The organism is Streptacidiphilus jeojiensis (assembly GCF_042510965.1).
In the GTDB taxonomy this organism is placed as follows: domain Bacteria; phylum Actinomycetota; class Actinomycetes; order Streptomycetales; family Streptomycetaceae; genus Streptacidiphilus; species Streptacidiphilus jeojiensis.
The window spans coordinates 126,320-143,786 of record NZ_JBEUKS010000008.1 but is presented as its reverse complement, the minus strand read 5'-3'; the positions used below and the strand labels follow the sequence as shown (position 1 = coordinate 143,786).

The following is a 17,467-nucleotide window of genomic DNA, read 5'->3' as shown; positions in this document are numbered from 1 at the left end:
TATGTCCCCCGCGGCCCCGTCGTGGGCGTGTGCAGGGATCCTAGGCAGCCGTTGCACTGGGCGCAACGTGTCCGGCAGCGGCCGGGATACGGCCGCTGCCGGACGGGCGGGAGGTGAGGAAGGGGGTAGGAGGGTCAGCGCGCGGCGTAGTCGCTGACCACGGACATGGCCTTGTCGGAGAAGTCGAACATGGCCTGGTTCTCCCAGCCGTCACCGGAGCTGGCGTTGGTGGGGTCCCAGCCGTTGCCGGAGACCACGGTCCAGGTCGGCTCCCAGTAGAAGGCGCCCCAGCCGAGACCGTTGGGGACGGCCTGGACCACGGACAGCACGTCCCGGAAGTTGGCCGCCTGTCCGGCCGGGGTCGCCGGGTACCCGGCGTCCAGGGTGGTGTTGGTCGCGGTCACCGAGTTGGTCTCGGAGTCGCCGTTGGCCGTGGTCCAGGGGTAGGCGGTCTCGGCCACCACGACCGGCTTGCCGAAGGTGGCGGCGAGGTCGTCCAGGGTGGTCTGCAACTGGTCCAGCGGGCCGTGCCAGTAGTCGTAGTACGAGAGCCCGATGACGTCGAACGGGACGCCGTAGTTCACCGCGTTCTGGTACCAGGCCTTGTCGGTGGCGTCGGCCGCGCCGTTGGCGATGTGCAGCATGATCTTCGCCGAGGAGTCCGCGGCCTTGACGCCGCTGATGCCGGACTTGAGCAGGGCGGCGAACTGGCTCCAGTTGGAGGTGGAGCCGTAGGTCCAGAGCATCCCGGCGTTGATCTCGTTGCCGGTCTGCACCATGTCCGGGGCGGTGCCCTGGGCCACCAGGTCGGCGGTGATCTGCTTGGAGTAGTTGTAGACCGCGGTCTCCAGCTGGGCCAGGGTGTAGCCGGCCCAGGCCGCCGGGATGGCCTGCTTGCCCGGGTCGGCCCAGGTGTCGGAGTAGTGCAGGTCCAGCAGCAGCCCCATGCCCTTGGCCTTGACCTGCTTGGCCATGGCGAGCAGTTGGGCCTCGTTGTCGAAGCCGTCGGCCGGGTTCACCCAGACCCGCAGCCGGGCGTAGTTCATCCCGGCGCTGCCCAGGATGGTGAGCGGGTCCTGCTGGGTCCCCGAGCTGTTGTAGTAGACGCCGCCGAGGTTCTCGCCGCGCTGCAGACTGGAGACGTCACCGCCGCGGACCGCCAGCGAGGCGTAGCCGGAGGTGAAGCTGATGTCGTCGAAGTTGGCCCAGTTCCCGGCCTTGGCGTCGGAGACCAGGTTGATGGTGCACTGGTTGTTGCTGACCGTGGTGGAGACCACGATCCGGACCCAGTTGCCGTCGGCCATGGTGGGGACGTAGGTCTTCTTGTCGGTGCCGCCGCAGTTGGTCAGCCCGACGTACACCGAGTTCTGGCCGCCGCCGGAGCGCACCCAGGCGGTGAGCGTGTAGTTCCCGTTGGTCAGCCCGCTCAGGTACTGATAGGTGTTCACCGAGTAGGCGCTGGCGGAGTAGTGGGTCAGCCGGTAGCTGCCGCTGTGGCCGCCGGCCTCGGTGTACGCGGCGGCCGCGGTGCCGTTGGCCGAGTAGGTGGTCCAACCGGTGGGGGTGGCCGTGCCCTTGGCGTCGGCCTCGAAGCCGCCGTTGGTGACGGTGCTCGCCGCCCGGGCGATGGTGGCGGGGGCTCCGACCAGCAGGGTGACCGCGAGCAGGGCGGTCACCGCGAGCGCCCTGGTGAGTCGCGGGAACAGGTGTGGCATCGACATCGTCCTCTCTGACGATGGGATGGGGTGGGGGTGGCACTGGGGTGGGAACGTGCACACCGTAGTGGATGGCCTCCCGGTGCTGGCAAGGGGAAAGTTGTTTGAATCTGTTGGAAACCCGGGCACTATCCCGGACAAGTTCCCGCATCGCTTCTTGAAACGGCAGGTCTGTGTGCGGTTATGGGGTGTGAACGCTCCCATGCAGAAGGGGCGGCGCTGAGGACGGCCCCCACCCTCTACACTTGGTCCCGCCATGCCCTATCTCGACCATGCCGCGACCACCCCGATGCTCCCCGAAGCGGTCAGCGCCATGACCGCACAGCTGGGCAGCACCGGCAACGCCTCCTCCCTGCACGCCGCCGGCCGCCGCGCCCGACGCGTCGTCGAGGAGTCCCGCGAGACCCTCGCCCAGGCCCTCGGCGCCCGTCCCAGCGAGGTCGTCCTCACCGGCGGCGGCACCGAGTCCGACAACCTCGCGGTGAAGGGCCTCTACTGGGCCCGCCGCGACGCCGACCCGGCCCGCGTCCGCATCCTCTGCAGCCCGGTCGAGCACCATGCGGTGCTGGACGCGGTGGAGTGGCTGGAGCGGCACGAGGGCGCCCGGGTCGACTGGCTGCCGGTGGACCGGCTCGGCCGGGTCCACCCGGAGGCGCTGCGGGAGGCCGTCGAGCGCAACCCGGCCGATGTCGCGGTGATCACCGTGATGTGGGCCAACAACGAGGTCGGCACCATCCAGCCGATCGCCGAACTCGCCTCCATCGCGCGCGAGTTCGGCATCCCGATGCATGCCGACGCGGTGCAGGCCTTCGGCCAGGTGCCGCTGTCGTTCGCCGACTCCGGGCTGGACGCGCTCACCGTCACCGGCCACAAGATCGGCGGTCCGTACGGGGTCGGCGCCCTGCTGCTGTCCCGATCGGCCGCCCCGGTCCCGCTGCTGCACGGCGGCGGCCAGGAGCGGGACGTCCGCTCCGGCACCCTGGACGTCCCGGCCGCGGCCGGCTTCGCGGCGGCGGCGGCCATCGCCGCCGAGCGGCAGCCGCAGCACGCGAGCGAGCTGGCGCTGCTGCGCGACGAACTGGTGCTGGCCGTGCGCGGGGCGGTCCCGGACGCCGTCCTCAACGGCGATCCCGGGCAGGGCGCCGGCGACGGTGCCGTCGACGTGACCGGGCGGCTCTCGGCCAGCGCGCACTTCTCCTTCCCCGGCTGCGAGGGCGACGCCCTGCTGATGCTGCTGGACGCCCGGGGCATCGAGTGCTCCACCGGATCGGCCTGCTCGGCCGGCGTCCCCCAGCCCAGCCACGTGCTGCTGGCCATGGGCGTCGAGCCGGCGCTGGCCCGTGCCTCGCTGCGGTTCTCCCTGGGCTCCACCTCGACCAGGGCCGACGTGACCGCCCTCGCCGAGGCCATCGGCCCGGTCGTGGAGCGGGCCAGGATGGCCGGGGCGGCGGCCCGGCGCTGAGCCGGTACCCGGGTCGCGACAAACCGCTGGAACCGCCACGTACCCTGGTTGCATCATGAGTGACTTCCCCGGTGCCCCAGACGGTTCCCCCTCAGCCCCCGGCAGGCTCCGCGTCCTGGCCGCGATGTCCGGCGGCGTGGACTCCGCCGTCGCTGCCGCGCGGGCGGCCGAGGCCGGGCACGAGGTGACCGGGGTGCACCTGGCGCTCTCCAGCAACCCGCAGTCCTTCCGTACCGGCGCCCGCGGCTGCTGCACCCTGGAGGACTCCCGGGACGCCCGTCGGGCCGCCGACGTGATCGGCATCCCCTTCTACGTGTGGGACCTGGCCGAGCGCTTCCGCGAGGACGTCATCGACGACTTCGTCGCCGAGTACGCCGCCGGACGCACCCCCAACCCCTGCCTGCGCTGCAACGAGAAGATCAAGTTCGCGGCGCTGCTGGACAAGGCCGTGGCCCTGGGCTTCGACGCGGTGGTCACCGGCCACTACGCGCAGATCCTCACCGGCCCGGACGGCGTCCGCGAGCTGCACCGCGCGGTCGACCCGGGCAAGGACCAGTCCTACGTCCTCGGAGTGCTCGACGCCGAGCAGCTGGCGCACGCGATGTTCCCGCTCGGGGACACCCCCAAGGAGCTGGTCCGGGCCGAGGCCGAGCGCCGCGGCCTGGCGGTGGCCAGGAAGCCGGACAGTCACGACATCTGCTTCATCGCCGACGGCGACACCCAGGGCTTCCTGGAGCAGCGGCTCGGCACCGCCCCCGGCGAGATCGTCGACGTCGACGGCACCCGCCTCGGCGAGCACAGCGGCGCCTACGGCTTCACCATCGGCCAGCGCAAGGGCCTGAAGATCGGACACCCGGCCGCCGACGGCAAGCCCCGCTACGTCCTGGACATCTCCCCGGTCGACAACCGGGTGACGGTGGGACCGGCGGAGGCCCTGGACGTGGCCGCGCTCACCGGCATCAAGCCGCGCTGGTGCGGCACCACGCCGTTCGCCCCCGGCGCGTACACCGTCCAGCTGCGGGCCCACGGCGAGCCGGTGGCCGCCACCGCCGAGCTGGGCCCGGACGGCGCCGAGCTCCGGGTCGCCCTGGCCGAGCCGCAGCGCGGGATCGCCCCGGGCCAGGCCGTGGTGCTCTACGACGGCACCCGGGTGGTGGGGTCGGCGACCATCGCCGGCACCGAGCGGCCCGCGCTAGCGGGCTGACCTCCATCTTTCATCTCCGTACCGACCTGGGGGGATCTCCATGAACATCACCGTCTTCTGCTCCGCCTTCGCGCTGGACGAGCGCTACACCAAGCCGGTCAGGGAGTTCGCCCGGCTGCTCGGCGAGCACGGGCACACCCTGGTCTGGGGCGGTTCCAACGCCGGGCTGATGGGGGTCGTCGCCGACGAGGTGAAGGCGGCCGGCGGCCGGCTGGTCGGCGTCAACGTCGGCCTGCTGTCCCACAAGACCTACCAGGGCGCCGACGAGATGGTGATGACCGCGGACCTGGCCGAGCGCAAGGCGGTGCTGCTGGCGCGGGCCGACGCGATCGTGGTCCTGGTGGGCGGGCTGGGGACGCTGGACGAGGTCACCGAGGTGGTGGAGCTCAAGAAGCACGGGCTGCACGACAAGCCGGTGGTGCTGCTGGACACCGAGGGCTTCTACGAGGGGCTGCGGATCCAGCTGGCCCGGATGGAGGCGGAGGGGTTCCTGCCGCGGCCGCTGAACGAGTTGGTCGGCTTCGCCTCCGACGGGGCCGGGGCGCTGGCCCTCGCGGAGGCGTAGGTCGGTTCTTCGGCTGCGGCGTGTGCCGGGTTGGTCGCGCAGTTCCCCGCGCCCCTAGGGGGCTGCAACTGACCCACTGTCAGCAAGTTGCACTTCCTCAGGGGCGCGGGGCTCTGCTGATTTAACAGCGTGCGCGATCAACCACCTACGACCCGCACCCGACCATCACTGCTCGTCCTGCCCGGGGTACGGCGCGTCCGGCTGGGCCCGAGGGAGGCGGGGCAGCGGGCCGGTGTCGTCCGGGCGGCGGTGGAAGCGCGGGCCGGGCAGGTGGGGGTGGGCCGCCGCGGCCGGAGCCGCCTCGTCCTCCTCGACCGCCGCCGCTGCGGCCGTGCGCCGCAGCAGCAGGCCCAGCCCCTCCCGGGTGGCGACCACCACCACCCGGTCGTCATCGGCGAGCGGCCGCTCCGGCGCCGGATTCCAGCGCAGGTCCCGGCCGGCCCGTTGGAGTCCGACCACCCGCCAGCCGCCCGGACGGAAGGCCTCGGCGACGGTCCGTCCGGACAGCGCCTCCCGCCCGCGCACCCCCACCGTGGCGACCAGCAGCATCTGCCGCTCCACCGGGATGGAGGCCAGTACCTGACGCCCCATCATGGCCGCGGCGAAGGCCGGCGCCGCCAGGTAGGAGACGCTGCGGCTGCGGGTGCGGGCCTGCGGGTAGGAGGCCCGCAGGGTGCGGTAGACGGTGCCGGCGAAGGCGTCGTCGAACAGCCGCAGCACCACCCGCAGATCGGGCTGCTGTTCGCGGGCGTACAGCACCGCCTCCAGGTTGACGCTGTCATTGCTGGTCAGCGCCATCAGGGTCTGGCTGCGGCTGACCCGGGCGTCGTGGTAGATCTCCGGCTCGGAGATGTCACCGATCACCACCGGCACCCCGAGCTTCCTGGCCCTGGCCACCCCTGAGGCCTCCGGGTTCCGCTCCACGGCCACCACCGGCACCCGCATCGCCGCCAGCCGCTCCACCACCCGGCTGCCGACCTTGCCCAGACCGATGACCACGATGTGGTCGGCCATGCTGCGCTTGGGCCGGTCCAGTCCGCTGACGTTGCGCAGCGCCCCGAGGTTCTCCAGGATCACGGCCAGCACCAGCGGCATGATCAGCATCCCGGTGAACATCGACAGCAGTTGCAGCACCTTCCGGATCACCGACTCGTTGTCGGCCGGGTTGCCGGCGGCGGCGACGTCCATCAGCACGTCGTAGAGCGAGAGCCCGATCGACCGCGGCGTGGTCAGCCAGGTCACCACGGTCAGCACCGCCACGAAGGCGCCCAGCCCCAGCGCGGCCCGGCGCAGCCGCCGCGAGATCAGCGCCCCCAGCGGGAAGCGCGGCAGACCGCCCCGCCCCGGTTCGTCGGGCGGGTTGGGGTCGTGCCGCAGCCGGACGACGGCGCGGACGGTGCCCGGGGTGGCCGCCGCGGTCTGTTCCGGGGAGGGCAGCAGGACGTGCAGCGGGGAGTCGCCGGAGCCGACCCCGTCGTCGGTGCGCGGGGCGAGCAGCGCGAGCGGGACGGTGGTGCCGTCGGCCTCCTCGTCCAGGGCCTGCTCGACCACGGAGAAGGTGCCGCCGTTGATCGGGATGACCTGGTTGCGGTCGGTGACGGCGGCGGAGACCAGGGCCGGCGTGGCCGTCTCCGAGGCGGACAGCACCGCGGTGGAGCCGCCGGAGTGCTCGGCGGCCCGGTCCAGCAGGTGCTCCAGCCGCTGGCCGAGCGGATTGCTGAAGATCCGGATCACCAGCCGCAGCCGCGGGTTGAGGCCGCGGGCCAGCAGCGCCGCCTCGGTGACGGCCGGATCGTCCTCCATGGTCAGGGCCAGGGCGGTGGCCTCGGTGATCCCGGCGGCGCGCAGCGTGGTCTCGTCCGGACCGCGCCCGCTGATCACGGTGACCGTGCCGTCCTCGGTGGCCAGCGCGGCCAGCTGGGGTCCGTGCCCGACGTCCAGGCCGGGGATGATCAGGGTGACCCGCTCGCGGTAGAGGTGGATCAGGTCCAGCGCCAGACGGTGCGTCAGCGCGTCGCCGCCGCAGACGATCATGTGCCCGGGGGTGGATCCGGCCGTTGTTGTCGTCTCGTCACTCACGTACCGCCACGCCCCCCTGTCGATCCTCTGCACACACATAGTGACGGATCGCCGGTGCCGCCGGGCGTGATACCAATGAACACATGGCTATCCATTTGATCACCGGCGCCGGTTCCGGCATCGGCGCCGCCGTCGCCGAACGGCTGGCGGAGCGCGGCGACGAGCTGTGGCTGCTGGCCCGCGACGCCAACCGCGCGGCGGTGCTGCGGAAGCAGTTCCCCGGCAGCCGCACCCTGATCGGTGACCTCGCCACCCCGGACCGGCTGTCCTGGGCGCTGGGCCAGCAGGAGCAGCCGGTACGGCTGGACTCGCTGCTGCACATCGCCGGCGTGGTCGACCTCGGCACCATCGGTGACCTGGGCACCAAGGTCTGGAATCGGACCCTGGCCGTCAACCTGGTCGCTCCGGCGGAGCTGACCCGGCTGTTCCTGCCGACCCTGCGGGTCTCGCGGGGGCACGTGGTCTTCGTCAACTCCGGTGCGGGGCTCCGGGCCAGTGCCGAGTGGGGGGTGTACGCCGCCTCCAAGTTCGGGCTCAGGGCGGTCGCCGACTCGCTGCGCGCCGAGGAGCACGGCAACGGCGTCCGGGTCACCACCGTCTACCCGGGCCGCACCGCCACGCCGATGCAGGAACGGGTCCACGCCCAGGAGGGCAAGCCGTACGACGCCGACTCCTGGATCGCCCCGGAGTCGGTCGCGACCGCCGTCCTCACCGCCGTCGACCTGCCGCGGGACGCGGAGATCAGCGATCTGACGGTACGTCCGGGGCGGTAGCGGGCGGCGGCAGGGGCGTTGTTCACATCCGCGCCGAGCGCACCGACGTCCGGTGCAGCTTCCATCCGGCCAGCGCGCCGAAGCCGAGCGCGAACGCCAGCAGGACCGCGCAGCACTGCGCCGTCCTGGCGCCCTCGCCGGACAGTGCGGCGCGCAGGGCCGCCGAGGCCCAGTAGCCGGGGGAGGCCGGGGCCACGGCGCGGACCCAGTGCGGGAGCGCGGCCAGTGGGACCAGTGCGCCGCCGAGACTGCTGAGCAGCATGCCGCCGATGTCGTACGCGGCGGAGAGCCCGCCGTAGCTGCGGGCGGCCACGCCCAGCGCTGACCCCAGGCCGAGCAGGGTGGTGGTCCAGCACAGCAGCGCGGCGGCGAGCAGCGCGGGGTGGTCGATCCGCAGGCCCAGGAAGGCGGCGCCGAAGCCCAGCACCATGGCCTGCTGGGCGAGCAGTGCGGCCAGGATCGGCAGGGCCTTGCCGCCGAGGATCTCCAGCGGGTGGGCGGTGGTGCTGCGCAGCCGCTCCCAGGTGTGCTGGAGCCGTTCGCTGAGGATGGAGCCGCCGACGATGCTGAGGGCCAGCAGCGAGAAGGTGACCAGGGTTCCGGTCACCGCCTGGACGGTGCCGTCCCCGGTGCCCTGGGCGGCGGTGTAGAGCGGGCGCAGCAGGGTCACGAAGACCAGCGGCAGGATCATCCGGCTGGCCAGCGGACCGGCGTCGCGCAGCAGCAGGGTGGTGTTGTGCCGGGTCAGCGCGAGGGTGCGGCGCACCGGCGCCGGCAGCGGGAGACCGGACCCGGCCGGGATGCGCAGGGCGGTGTCAGGCAGCACGGTCGGCCTCCGCGGCGGGGGTCCCGGCGAGGGAGCGGTACAGGTCGTCCAGATCGGGACGGCGGATGTCGACGGAGGTCGGCACGCAGCCCGCGGCGAGCAGTGCGGCCAGGTCGGCCGGTCCGCCGGTGGTGCTGATCCGGGTCTCGCCGTCGACGGTGCTGCTGCGCCGCAGGAACGGCTCCGGCAGCGCGGCGCCGCCGTCGGCGAGGCGCAGCCGCAGCTCGCCCGGCAGGTCCCGGGTGAGCTCCCGCTGGGTGCCCCTGGCGATGATGCGGCCCGCCCTGGCGACGGCCAGGGTGGCGCCCAGATCGGTGAGTTCGGGCAGGTAGTGGGTGGTGTAGACGACGGCGCAGCCGTTCGCCGCGCGGGCCCGTACCGCGTCCAGCAGGGCGGCCCTGGTCTCCGGGTCGGCGCCGGCCGTGGGCTCGTCCAGGAGCAGCAGCGGCGGGTCGCCGATCAGCGCGGTGGCGGCCTGCACCCGGCGGCGCTGCCCGCCGGAGAGCAGCCCGACGGAGCGGTCCAGGACGTCCTCCAGCAGGAGTTCGGCGGCCACCTTGGCGGTGCCGGCCCGGACGGCGCGGCCGCCCATCCCGGCCAGCGCCCCGAACAGCCGCAGGTTGTCGCGGACGGTCGCCGACGGGTACAGCGCGATCTCCTGCGGGGCGACGCCGAGCAGGGCCCGGGCCCGGCGCGGCGAGTGCCGCAGGTCCCGGCCGCCGATGGCGATCCGCCCCGAGTCCACCCGGGTCAGACCGGTGACGGCCTCGACGAAGGTGGACTTGCCTGCGCCGTTGTGGCCGATCAGCCCGGCGATCTCGCCGGGCGCGACCTCGAGGCTGAAGCCGTCCAGCGCGGTGGTGCCGCCGTAGCGCTTGACCAGCGCGTGGGCCGAGAGCATGGGACCTCCCCGTAAACGATCTACGCCGTATAGATCTACAGTGTAGAGCCATGAGCGGACGACGGGAAGAGATCCTGGACGCGGCGCTGGACCTGGCCGACGAGCGCGGGCTGGCGGCGGTGTCGATGCGGGCGGTCGCGGACCGGGTCGGGGTCACCCCGATGGCGCTGTACCCGCACGTCGGCAGCAAGGCCGCGCTGCTGGACGGGATGGTGGGGCGGCTGCTCGGCGGGATGGCCGCCGAACTGGCCGGCACCGAGGGGGACTGGACCGTGCGGCTGTCCGCCTACGGGCGGCAGGCGCGCGAGCTGGCGAAGCGTCACCCCTGGAGCGTCAACCTGCTGCTGACCCGGCCCGCGGTCACCCCCGACGCGGTCCGCTTCGTCGACGCCATCTACACCGCGCTGCTGGAGGCCGGCGTCCCGGCCCGGCTGGTGCCCCGGCTGGAGCGGCTGGTCAGCACCTTCGTGCTGGGCTTCCTGGCCTCCGAGGCCAACGGCCGCTTCGCCCCGGGGACGCTGGACCCGCGCGGACGGCGCGGACAGCTGCCCGAGGGGGCGCTGCCCGGGCACGCCGCGGTCGCGCGCTGGCTGGACCTGCCCAGTGACCTCGACGCCGAGTTCGAGGCCGACCAGGCCGATCTGCGGCAGCTGGTCGAGCGCATCGCCGCCGACGCGGGGGCCTCGGCCGGCCCGGACTCCCGTACGCTGCCCGAGTGAGCGCTGAGAGTACGTTTCCGCAGTTGACCGGTCCTGGCGCGACGGGTGTCGGCTCGATGCCGGGGACGGACGCGCGGGAGGCCGCGAAGACCGTCACCGGATCGCTGGAGGCCCTGCCGCACCTCCCCGAGCTGCCGGCCCGCGGCCCCGGCGCCGACATGCTCGGCCGCAGCCTGGGGCTGCTGGTCGAGCTGTTCGCCCGGGTCGAACCCAGCGGCTGGCGCTTCGGCGACCGTCCGGGACGGGACAGCCGCCGGGCCCGCTCCTGGCTGGGCGAGGACCTGGACGCCCTGGAGGAGTACACCCAGGGCTGGACCGGACCGCTCAAGCTCCAGGCCGTCGGCCCCTGGACGCTGGCCGCCGGCGTCGAACTGCACCGCGGCGAGAAGGCGCTGGCCGATCCGGGCGCGGTGCGGGACATCGCGGGCTCGCTGGCGGAGGGGCTGCGGCTGCACCTGGAGGAGGTCCGCAGGCGCGTCCCCGGCGCGCAGTTGGTACTGCAACTGGACGAGCCCTCGCTGCCGGCGGTGCTGGCCGGGCAGGTGCCGACCGCCAGCGGCTGGCAGCGGCTGCGCGCGGTGGACCGGCAGATCGCCGAGGAGACGCTGCGCACGCTGGTCCGCGCGGTGGACCTGCCGGTGGTGGTGCACTGCTGCGCACCCGGCGTATCGCTGGCCCTGCTGCGCCGGGCGGGCGCCGCGGCGGTCTCCCTGGACATGGCGCTGCTGACGGAGCGTGACGACGACGGGATCGGCGAGGCGGTGGAGGGCGGCACCCTGCTCTTCGCCGGTGTCGTGCCCAGCGTAGAGCCGGGATTGTCAGACCCTGCCGATAGTGTGAGCGGTGTCAGGACGTTGTGGCGACGCCTGGGTCTCGACCCGGCGCTGCTGGCCCAACGCGTCGTGGTGACCCCCAGCTGCGGCCTGGCGGGGGCCTCCCCGGCCTATGCACGACGCGCGCTGTCACACAGCGTGATCGCCGCGCAGAGCCTGGCCGACAATCCGGAGTAGGTGCTTGAAGGGGGACGTCGATGGAGGAGCAGACGGTGCCGGCAGAAGAGGCTTCGGCCGAGGAGCGGTCGCGGCACGCGGAGCTCTCGCAGGAGATCGAGGAGCACCGCTTCCGCTACTACCTGCAGGACGCCCCCACCGTCAGCGACGCCGAGTTCGACGTGCTGATGCGGGAGTTGGAGGCGCTGGAGGAGCGCCACCCGGAGCTGCGCACCCCGGACTCGCCGACCCAGAAAGTCGGCGGCGCCTACTCCAACGACTTCGCCTCGGTGGAGCACCTCGAACGCCTGCTCAGCCTGGACAACGCCTTCACCGAGGAAGAGCTGGACTCCTGGGGCGACCGGGTCGAGAAGGAGCTGGCCGGGCAGAGCTACCACTTCCTCTGCGAGCTGAAGATCGACGGCCTGGCCGTCAACCTCACCTACGAGAACGGCCGGCTGGTCCGGGCCGCGACCCGGGGCGACGGCCGCACCGGTGAGGACATCACCGCCAACGTCCGCACCATCGCCGAGATCCCGCACCAGCTGCGGGACGACGGCGAGCACCAGGTGCCCGAACTGGTGGAGATCCGCGGTGAGATCTACTTCCCGATCGAGGCGTTCGCCGAGCTCAACGCCGCCCGGGTGGCGGCCGGCGAGGCCCCGTACGCCAACCCCCGCAACTCCGCCTCCGGGTCGCTGCGCCAGAAGGACCCCAGGATCACCGCCTCCCGGCCGCTGCACATGATCGTGCACGGCATCGGGGCGCGCCGCGGCTTCGACATCGACTGCCAGTCGCACGCCTACGACCTGCTGCGGGCCTGGGGGCTGCCGACCGCCAAGCACAACGCGGTGGTCGGTTCGCTCGCGGAGGTCAAGGAGTTCATCGCCCGCTACGGCGACCAGCGGCACTCGGTCGAGCACGAGATCGACGGCGTCGTGGTCAAGGTGGACGAGATCCCGCTGCAGGGCCGCCTCGGCGCGACCTCGCGTGCGCCCCGCTGGGCCATCGCCTGGAAGTACCCGCCGGAGGAGGTCAACACCAAGCTCCTGGACATCCGGGTGAACGTCGGCCGCACCGGTCGCTGCACCCCCTACGCGGTGATGGAGCCGGTGCAGGTCGCCGGCTCGGTGGTCGAGTACGCCACCCTGCACAACCAGGACGTGGTCAAGGCCAAGGGCGTGCTCATCGGCGACACCGTGGTGCTGCGCAAGGCCGGTGAGATCATCCCCGAGGTGCTGGGCCCGGTGGTGGAGCTGAGGGACGGCAGCGAGCGCGAGTTCGTCATGCCGACCAACTGCCCCGACTGCGGCACCGAACTGCGGCCGATGGCCGAGGGCGACATCGACCTGCGCTGCCCCAACGCCCGCACCTGCCCGGCCCAACTGCGCGAGCGCCTCTTCTACCTGGCCGGGCGCAAGTGCCTGGACGTCGAGGCGCTGGGCTACGTCGCCGCCACCGCGCTCACCCAGCCGCTGGAGCCGTCCGAGCCGCCGCTGCTCAACGAGGGCGACCTCTTCGATCTGACGATCGAACAGTTGCTGCCCATCAAGGTCGTCGTCCGCGACCAGGACACCGGACTGCCCAAACGGGACGCCAAGACCGGCGAGGAGAAGGTCGTCACCTTTTTCGCCAATCTGAAGGGCGAGCCCAAGAAGACCGCGACCGCGCTGCTGGAGAACCTGGAAGCGGCCAAGCAGCAGCCGCTGGCCAGGATCCTGGCGGGCCTGTCGATCCGTCATGTCGGCCCGGTCGCCGCCCAGGCGCTGGCCCGGGAGTTCCGCGACCTGGACCGGATCGCCGCCGCGAGCGAGGAGGAGCTGGCGGCCACCGAGGGCGTCGGTCCGACCATCGCCGCCGCGATCACCCAGTGGTTCGCCGAGGACTGGCACCGCGAGATCATCGAGAAGTGGCGGGCCGCCGGTGTCCGGTTCGTGGAGGAGGGCGGCGGGGAGGACGAGGGGCCGCGTCCGCTGGAGGGTTTGACCGTGGTGGTCACCGGAACGCTTGCCTCGCACACCCGGGACGGCGCCAAGGACGCGCTGCAACGGCTCGGGGCGAAGGTCACCGGATCGGTCTCCAAGAAGACCGACTTCGTGGTGGTCGGCGACAACCCCGGCTCCAAGTTCGACAAGGCGATGCAGCTGAAGCTGGCCGTCCTGGACGACGACGGCTTCGCGGTGCTGCTCGCCGAGGGGCCGGACGCGGCGCGCGAGCGTGCACTCCCCGTAGCGGTTGACGCACCCTCGGATGCGGACTAATGCCTCGTCAAGTAACTTAACGCAAAGGCATTTCGGTCAGGCGGCGCATATCGTAGAGCCGACCGGCTGGTAACGACACCAGTCGGTCACGGCCTGTCCAATTCCCTGCCCCTCCATGAGTCCCGGCTTTACCCTTGAACACAACCCGCTCCCTCAGCGGGCGAACGGGGAATCCAGAGGAACATCTATGGAGCGCACGTCGAGGCTCGGCCGCGCCGGGCTTCCGGTCAGACTTGCGGTTTTTGTCGGAACGCTGGCGGTGGGTGCGGCACCGCTGCTGCCCTTGGCGCTGATCACCTCCCACCACGCACCGCAACTGCTCCCGCTGTTCGCGGTCCCGCTGGCCGTGCTCTACGTGGCCTGGCGGATCGCCGGCGAGCGGCTGCACGACCAGGCCACCGACCCGCTCACCGGCCTGGCCAACCGCGACGCCCTGCTGCGCGCCGCCCGCGAGGCCATCGCCCGCGCCGACGGGGACCGGAAGCTCGCGCTGGTGCTGCTCGACCTGGACCGGTTCCGGTCCCTCAACGACACCCTGGGCCACTCCGCCGGCGACCGGCTGCTGGCCCAGGTCGGCCACCGGCTGCGACGCTCCGTCCCCGACGCCGGCCTGGTCGCCAGGCTCAGCGGGGACGAGTTCGCGGTGCTGCTGCCGGACGTCGGCGACGACCCGCTGCGTTCCGCCCGCGAACTGGTCGCGGCCCTCGCGGTGCCGGTGCACCTGGACGGCCTGCAGCTGGTGCTGGAGTCCAGCGCGGGTGTGGCCGTCACGCCCGACGACGCCGACGACGCCGAATCCCTGCTTCGACGGGCCGATGTGGCGATGGCCCACGCCCAGCGCAGCCGCAGCGGCGTCGAGCGCTACCACCCGGAGCAGGACGCCGACACGCCCCAGCGGCTCGGCCTGCTCGGCGACCTGCGCCGGGCGCTGGACACCAGGGACGTGCAGATCCACTACCAGCCCAAGGTCGCCTTCGACGGCCATGTGGTCGGCCTGGAGGCGCTGGTCCGCTGGGACCGGGCCGGGCACGGCCCGGTCAGCCCGGACGAGTTCGTCGGCCTCGCCGAGTCCAGCGGGCTGATGCCCAAGCTCACCGACTACGTGCTGGAGGCGGCGGTCACCCAGCTGGCCGCCTGGCGCGCCGAGGGGATGACCGTCCAGGTCGCGGTCAACGTCTCGCCCCGCGACGTGCTGCGGCCCGGGTTCGCCCAGTCCATCGCGGACCGGCTGGCCCGGCACGGGGTGCCGGCCGGGGCGCTGCAGCTGGAGATCACCGAACGGCTGCTGCTGGAGGACGGGCAGCTGGCCGCCGACACCTTGGAGGAGCTGCGCGGCCACGGGGTCGGCATGTCCCTCGACGACTTCGGCACCGGGTACTCCTCGCTGGTGCGGCTGCGGAAGCTGCCGGTGGGCGAGCTGAAGATCGACCGCTCCTTCGTCAGCAGGATGGTGGCGGACCACCACGACGCGGCCGTGGTCCGCTGCTCGGTGCAGCTCGCCCACTCGCTGGGGCTGACCGTGGTCGCGGAGGGCGTCGAGGACGACGAGACCTGGGAGCGGCTGCACGCCATGGGCTGCGACGCGGTCCAGGGCTGGCTGGTCTCCGCAGCGCTCCCCGCCGACCAGGCGACGGCGTGGCTCCGGATCCGCAACGCGGCTTCGCCGCAGCCCGTCGAACCGACGTCTTGAGGGGCGCGGGGAACTGCGCTGCCAGCCATGCACCTCCGTAGATGGTTGGCAGCGCAGTTCCCCGCGCCCCTAGAGACAAAAACGTCAGCGCATGGATGCCCCGGGCGTCCGTAGGATGGGGTCCTCCCCGGTGTCAATAGACTGGGGCCCGGAAAACCTGATCCCACCCCGAAGGGGACTGCTGCATGCCTGGCATTACGCGCGAGGAGGTCGCCCACCTCGCCCGGCTGTCGCGGCTGGAGCTCAAGGCCGAAGAGCTGGACCACTTCGCCGAGCAGCTCAACGACATCGTCGACGCGGTCGCCCGCGTCAGCGAGATCGCCGCCGAAGACGTACCGCCGACCTCGCACCCGCTGCCGCTGACCAATGTCATGCGCCCGGATGTGGTCCGCCCGTCCCTCACGCCCGCCGAGGCCCTCGCCGGTGCGCCCGCCGCGGAGGAGCAGCGCTTCCGCGTGCCGCAGATCCTCGGGGAGGACTGACCAACCCATGACCGACCTGATCCGCAACACCGCAGCCGAGACCGCCGCGGCCATCGCCGCAGGCGAGGTCTCCGCCGTCGAGGTGGCCCAGGCGCACCTGGACCGCATCGGCGCCGTCGACGAGAAGGTGCACGCCTTCCTGCACGTCGACACCGAGGGCGCGCTCAGCGCCGCCCGCGCCGTGGACGCCAAGCGCGCCGCAGGCGAGGAGCTGGGCCCGCTGGCCGGCGTCCCGCTGGCGCTCAAGGACGTGTTCACCACCAAGGGCGTCCCCACCACCGCCGGGTCGAAGATCCTCGAGGGCTGGGTGCCGCCGTACGACGCGACGCTGACCCGCCGGCTCAAGGACGCCGGTGTGGTGATCCTCGGCAAGACCAACATGGACGAGTTCGCCATGGGGTCCTCCACCGAGAACAGCGCCTACGGCCCCACCGGCAACCCCTGGGACCTCTCCCGGATCCCCGGCGGCTCCGGCGGCGGTTCCGCCGCCGCGCTGGCCGCCTACGAGGCCCCGCTGGCCATCGGCACCGACACCGGCGGCTCGATCCGCCAGCCCGGCGCGGTCACCGGCACCGTCGGCGTCAAGCCGACCTACGGCACGGTCTCCCGCTACGGCCTGATCGCCTTCTCCTCCTCGCTGGACCAGGGCGGTCCCTGCGCCCGTACCGTGCTGGACGCGGCCCTGCTGCACGAGGCCATCGCCGGGCACGACCCGCTGGACTCCACCTCGATCGACGCCCCGGTGCTGCCGCTGGTGGCGGCCGCGCGCCAGGGTGCCGGCGGCGACCTCACCGGCGTCCGGGTCGGCGTGGTCAAGGAGTTCGCCGGCGAGGGCTACCAGGCCGGCGTGATGCAGCGCTTCAACGAGTCGGTGGAGATCCTGCGCGGTCTCGGCGCCACCGTGGTCGAGCTGTCCTGCCCGTCCTTCAGCTACGCGCTGCCCGCGTACTACCTGATCGCGCCGTCCGAGGCCAGCTCCAACCTGGCCCGCTTCGACGCCATGCGCTACGGCCTGCGGGTCGGCGACGACGGCACCCGTTCGGCCGAGGACGTCACCGCGCTGACCCGCGAGGCCGGCTTCGGCCCCGAGGTCAAGCGCCGGATCATCCTGGGCACCTACGCCCTCTCCTCCGGCTACTACGACGCCTACTACGGCTCGGCGCAGAAGGTGCGGACCCTGATCACCCAGGACTTCGCCCGCTCCTTCGCCGACGTGGACGTGCTGGTCTCGCCGACCACGCCGACCACCGCCTTCCCGATCGGCGAGCGCGCCGACGACCCGATGGCGATGTACCTGGCGGACCTGTGCACCATTCCGTCGAACCTGGCCGGCAACTCGGCCATGTCGGTGCCCTGCGGGCTCGCCCCGGAGGACAATCTCCCGGTCGGCCTGCAGATCATCGCCCCCGCCATGGCCGACGACCGGCTGTACCGGGTTGGTGCGGCGGTCGAGGCGGCACTCAACAACCAGTGGGGACACCCCCTGCTCGAGGAGGCACCGGCGCTGTGAGCAACAAGACCGTCGCGAAGATCGACACCGCCACCACCATCGGCACCGGCAGCAAGGCCAAGCAGCTGAAGGGCTTCAAGCACTCCAAGCCCGGCATCCTGTTCGGCATCGGCGGCAGCGCCTTCGGCGCCTTCGGCATCGTCAAGGACGTCCGCAAGGCCCGCGAGGAGGGCGACACCCTCAAGCTGGTCAACGCCGCCGTCGCCGCCCTGGCCCTGGTCACCAGCACCGCGCTGCTGGTCCGCGAGCTGCGCAGGCTCGGCGACGACGACATCCTGCTCGGCTGAGCAT

14 protein-coding genes and 1 pseudogene are annotated in these 17,467 nt (G+C 72.5%); 11 read left to right on the top strand and 4 right to left on the bottom strand.

Translation table 11 applies throughout. From position 1 onward, the window contains the following. Positions 1–134 precede the first annotated feature (134 nt). On the bottom strand, positions 135–1,715 hold the full coding sequence (locus tag ABUW04_RS22900) for a glycosyl hydrolase 53 family protein (RefSeq protein ID WP_380566430.1): 1,581 nt from the start codon (positions 1,713–1,715) through the stop codon (positions 135–137). Between the two features lie 256 nt (positions 1,716–1,971). Between ABUW04_RS22900 and ABUW04_RS22895 the strand changes: the two genes are divergently transcribed. The 3 genes from ABUW04_RS22895 to ABUW04_RS22885 are packed head-to-tail and all read left to right on the top strand — an operon-like array spanning position 1,972 to position 4,946. After that, a complete protein-coding gene (locus ABUW04_RS22895) occupies positions 1,972–3,177 on the top strand; it encodes a cysteine desulfurase family protein (protein ID WP_380566429.1) in 1,206 nt (401 codons plus the stop codon). 55 nt (positions 3,178–3,232) lie between these two features. Next, the gene (gene mnmA / locus ABUW04_RS22890; protein ID WP_380566428.1) at positions 3,233–4,381 is read left to right on the top strand and encodes a tRNA 2-thiouridine(34) synthase MnmA; all 1,149 of its coding nucleotides are present in this window, start codon (positions 3,233–3,235) and stop codon (positions 4,379–4,381) included. Between the two features lie 40 nt (positions 4,382–4,421). Then, on the top strand, positions 4,422–4,946 hold the full coding sequence (locus ABUW04_RS22885) for an LOG family protein (protein ID WP_380566427.1): 525 nt from the start codon (positions 4,422–4,424) through the stop codon (positions 4,944–4,946). A 165-nt stretch (positions 4,947–5,111) separates the two neighbouring features. Here the strand turns inward: ABUW04_RS22885 and ABUW04_RS22880 are convergent, their stop codons facing one another. Then, on the bottom strand, positions 5,112–7,025 hold the full coding sequence (locus tag ABUW04_RS22880) for an NAD-binding protein (RefSeq protein ID WP_380566426.1): 1,914 nt from the start codon (positions 7,023–7,025) through the stop codon (positions 5,112–5,114). 83 nt (positions 7,026–7,108) lie between these two features. Between ABUW04_RS22880 and ABUW04_RS22875 the strand changes: the two genes are divergently transcribed. After that, on the top strand, positions 7,109–7,798 hold the full coding sequence (locus tag ABUW04_RS22875; RefSeq protein ID WP_030262354.1) for an SDR family oxidoreductase: 690 nt from the start codon (positions 7,109–7,111) through the stop codon (positions 7,796–7,798). Positions 7,799–7,820: 22 nt separating this feature from the next. Here the strand turns inward: ABUW04_RS22875 and ABUW04_RS22870 are convergent, their stop codons facing one another. Then, positions 7,821–8,624, bottom strand: a complete 804-nt coding sequence (locus tag ABUW04_RS22870) for an ABC transporter permease (protein ID WP_380566425.1) — start codon at positions 8,622–8,624, stop codon at positions 7,821–7,823. Next, positions 8,614–9,525 (bottom strand): ABC transporter ATP-binding protein, encoded by a 912-nt coding sequence (locus tag ABUW04_RS22865; RefSeq protein WP_380566424.1) that lies wholly within the window; start codon positions 9,523–9,525, stop codon positions 8,614–8,616. The genes ABUW04_RS22870 and ABUW04_RS22865 overlap by 11 nt, the downstream gene beginning before the upstream one ends. A 50-nt stretch (positions 9,526–9,575) precedes the next feature. Between ABUW04_RS22865 and ABUW04_RS22860 the strand changes: the two genes are divergently transcribed. The 7 genes and pseudogenes from ABUW04_RS22860 to ABUW04_RS22830 all read left to right on the top strand — a co-directional run bounded on the left by ABUW04_RS22860 (position 9,576) and on the right by ABUW04_RS22830 (position 17,463). Continuing rightward, entirely contained in the window at positions 9,576–10,244 is a 669-nt protein-coding gene (locus ABUW04_RS22860) for a TetR/AcrR family transcriptional regulator (protein ID WP_051726301.1), read from the top strand. Beyond that, positions 10,241–11,254, top strand: coding sequence for a methionine synthase (locus ABUW04_RS22855; protein ID WP_380566423.1), 1,014 nt, complete (start codon positions 10,241–10,243; stop codon positions 11,252–11,254). The genes ABUW04_RS22860 and ABUW04_RS22855 overlap by 4 nt, the downstream gene beginning before the upstream one ends. Before the next feature lie 20 nt (positions 11,255–11,274). Continuing rightward, a complete protein-coding gene (ligA, locus tag ABUW04_RS22850; protein ID WP_380566422.1) occupies positions 11,275–13,494 on the top strand; it encodes an NAD-dependent DNA ligase LigA in 2,220 nt (739 codons plus the stop codon). Positions 13,495–13,708: 214 nt separating this feature from the next. Further along, a pseudogene (locus tag ABUW04_RS22845) lies at positions 13,709–15,184 on the top strand (putative bifunctional diguanylate cyclase/phosphodiesterase); the annotation flags it as partial. A 185-nt stretch (positions 15,185–15,369) separates the two neighbouring features. Continuing rightward, positions 15,370–15,666, top strand: coding sequence for an Asp-tRNA(Asn)/Glu-tRNA(Gln) amidotransferase subunit GatC (gatC, locus tag ABUW04_RS22840; protein ID WP_030262330.1), 297 nt, complete (start codon positions 15,370–15,372; stop codon positions 15,664–15,666). A 7-nt stretch (positions 15,667–15,673) separates the two neighbouring features. Then, entirely contained in the window at positions 15,674–17,176 is a 1,503-nt protein-coding gene (gene gatA, locus ABUW04_RS22835; protein WP_030262328.1) for an Asp-tRNA(Asn)/Glu-tRNA(Gln) amidotransferase subunit GatA, read from the top strand. A gap of 38 nt (positions 17,177–17,214) precedes the next feature. After that, on the top strand, positions 17,215–17,463 hold the full coding sequence (locus ABUW04_RS22830) for a hypothetical protein (protein ID WP_030262325.1): 249 nt from the start codon (positions 17,215–17,217) through the stop codon (positions 17,461–17,463). Positions 17,464–17,467 lie beyond the last annotated feature (4 nt).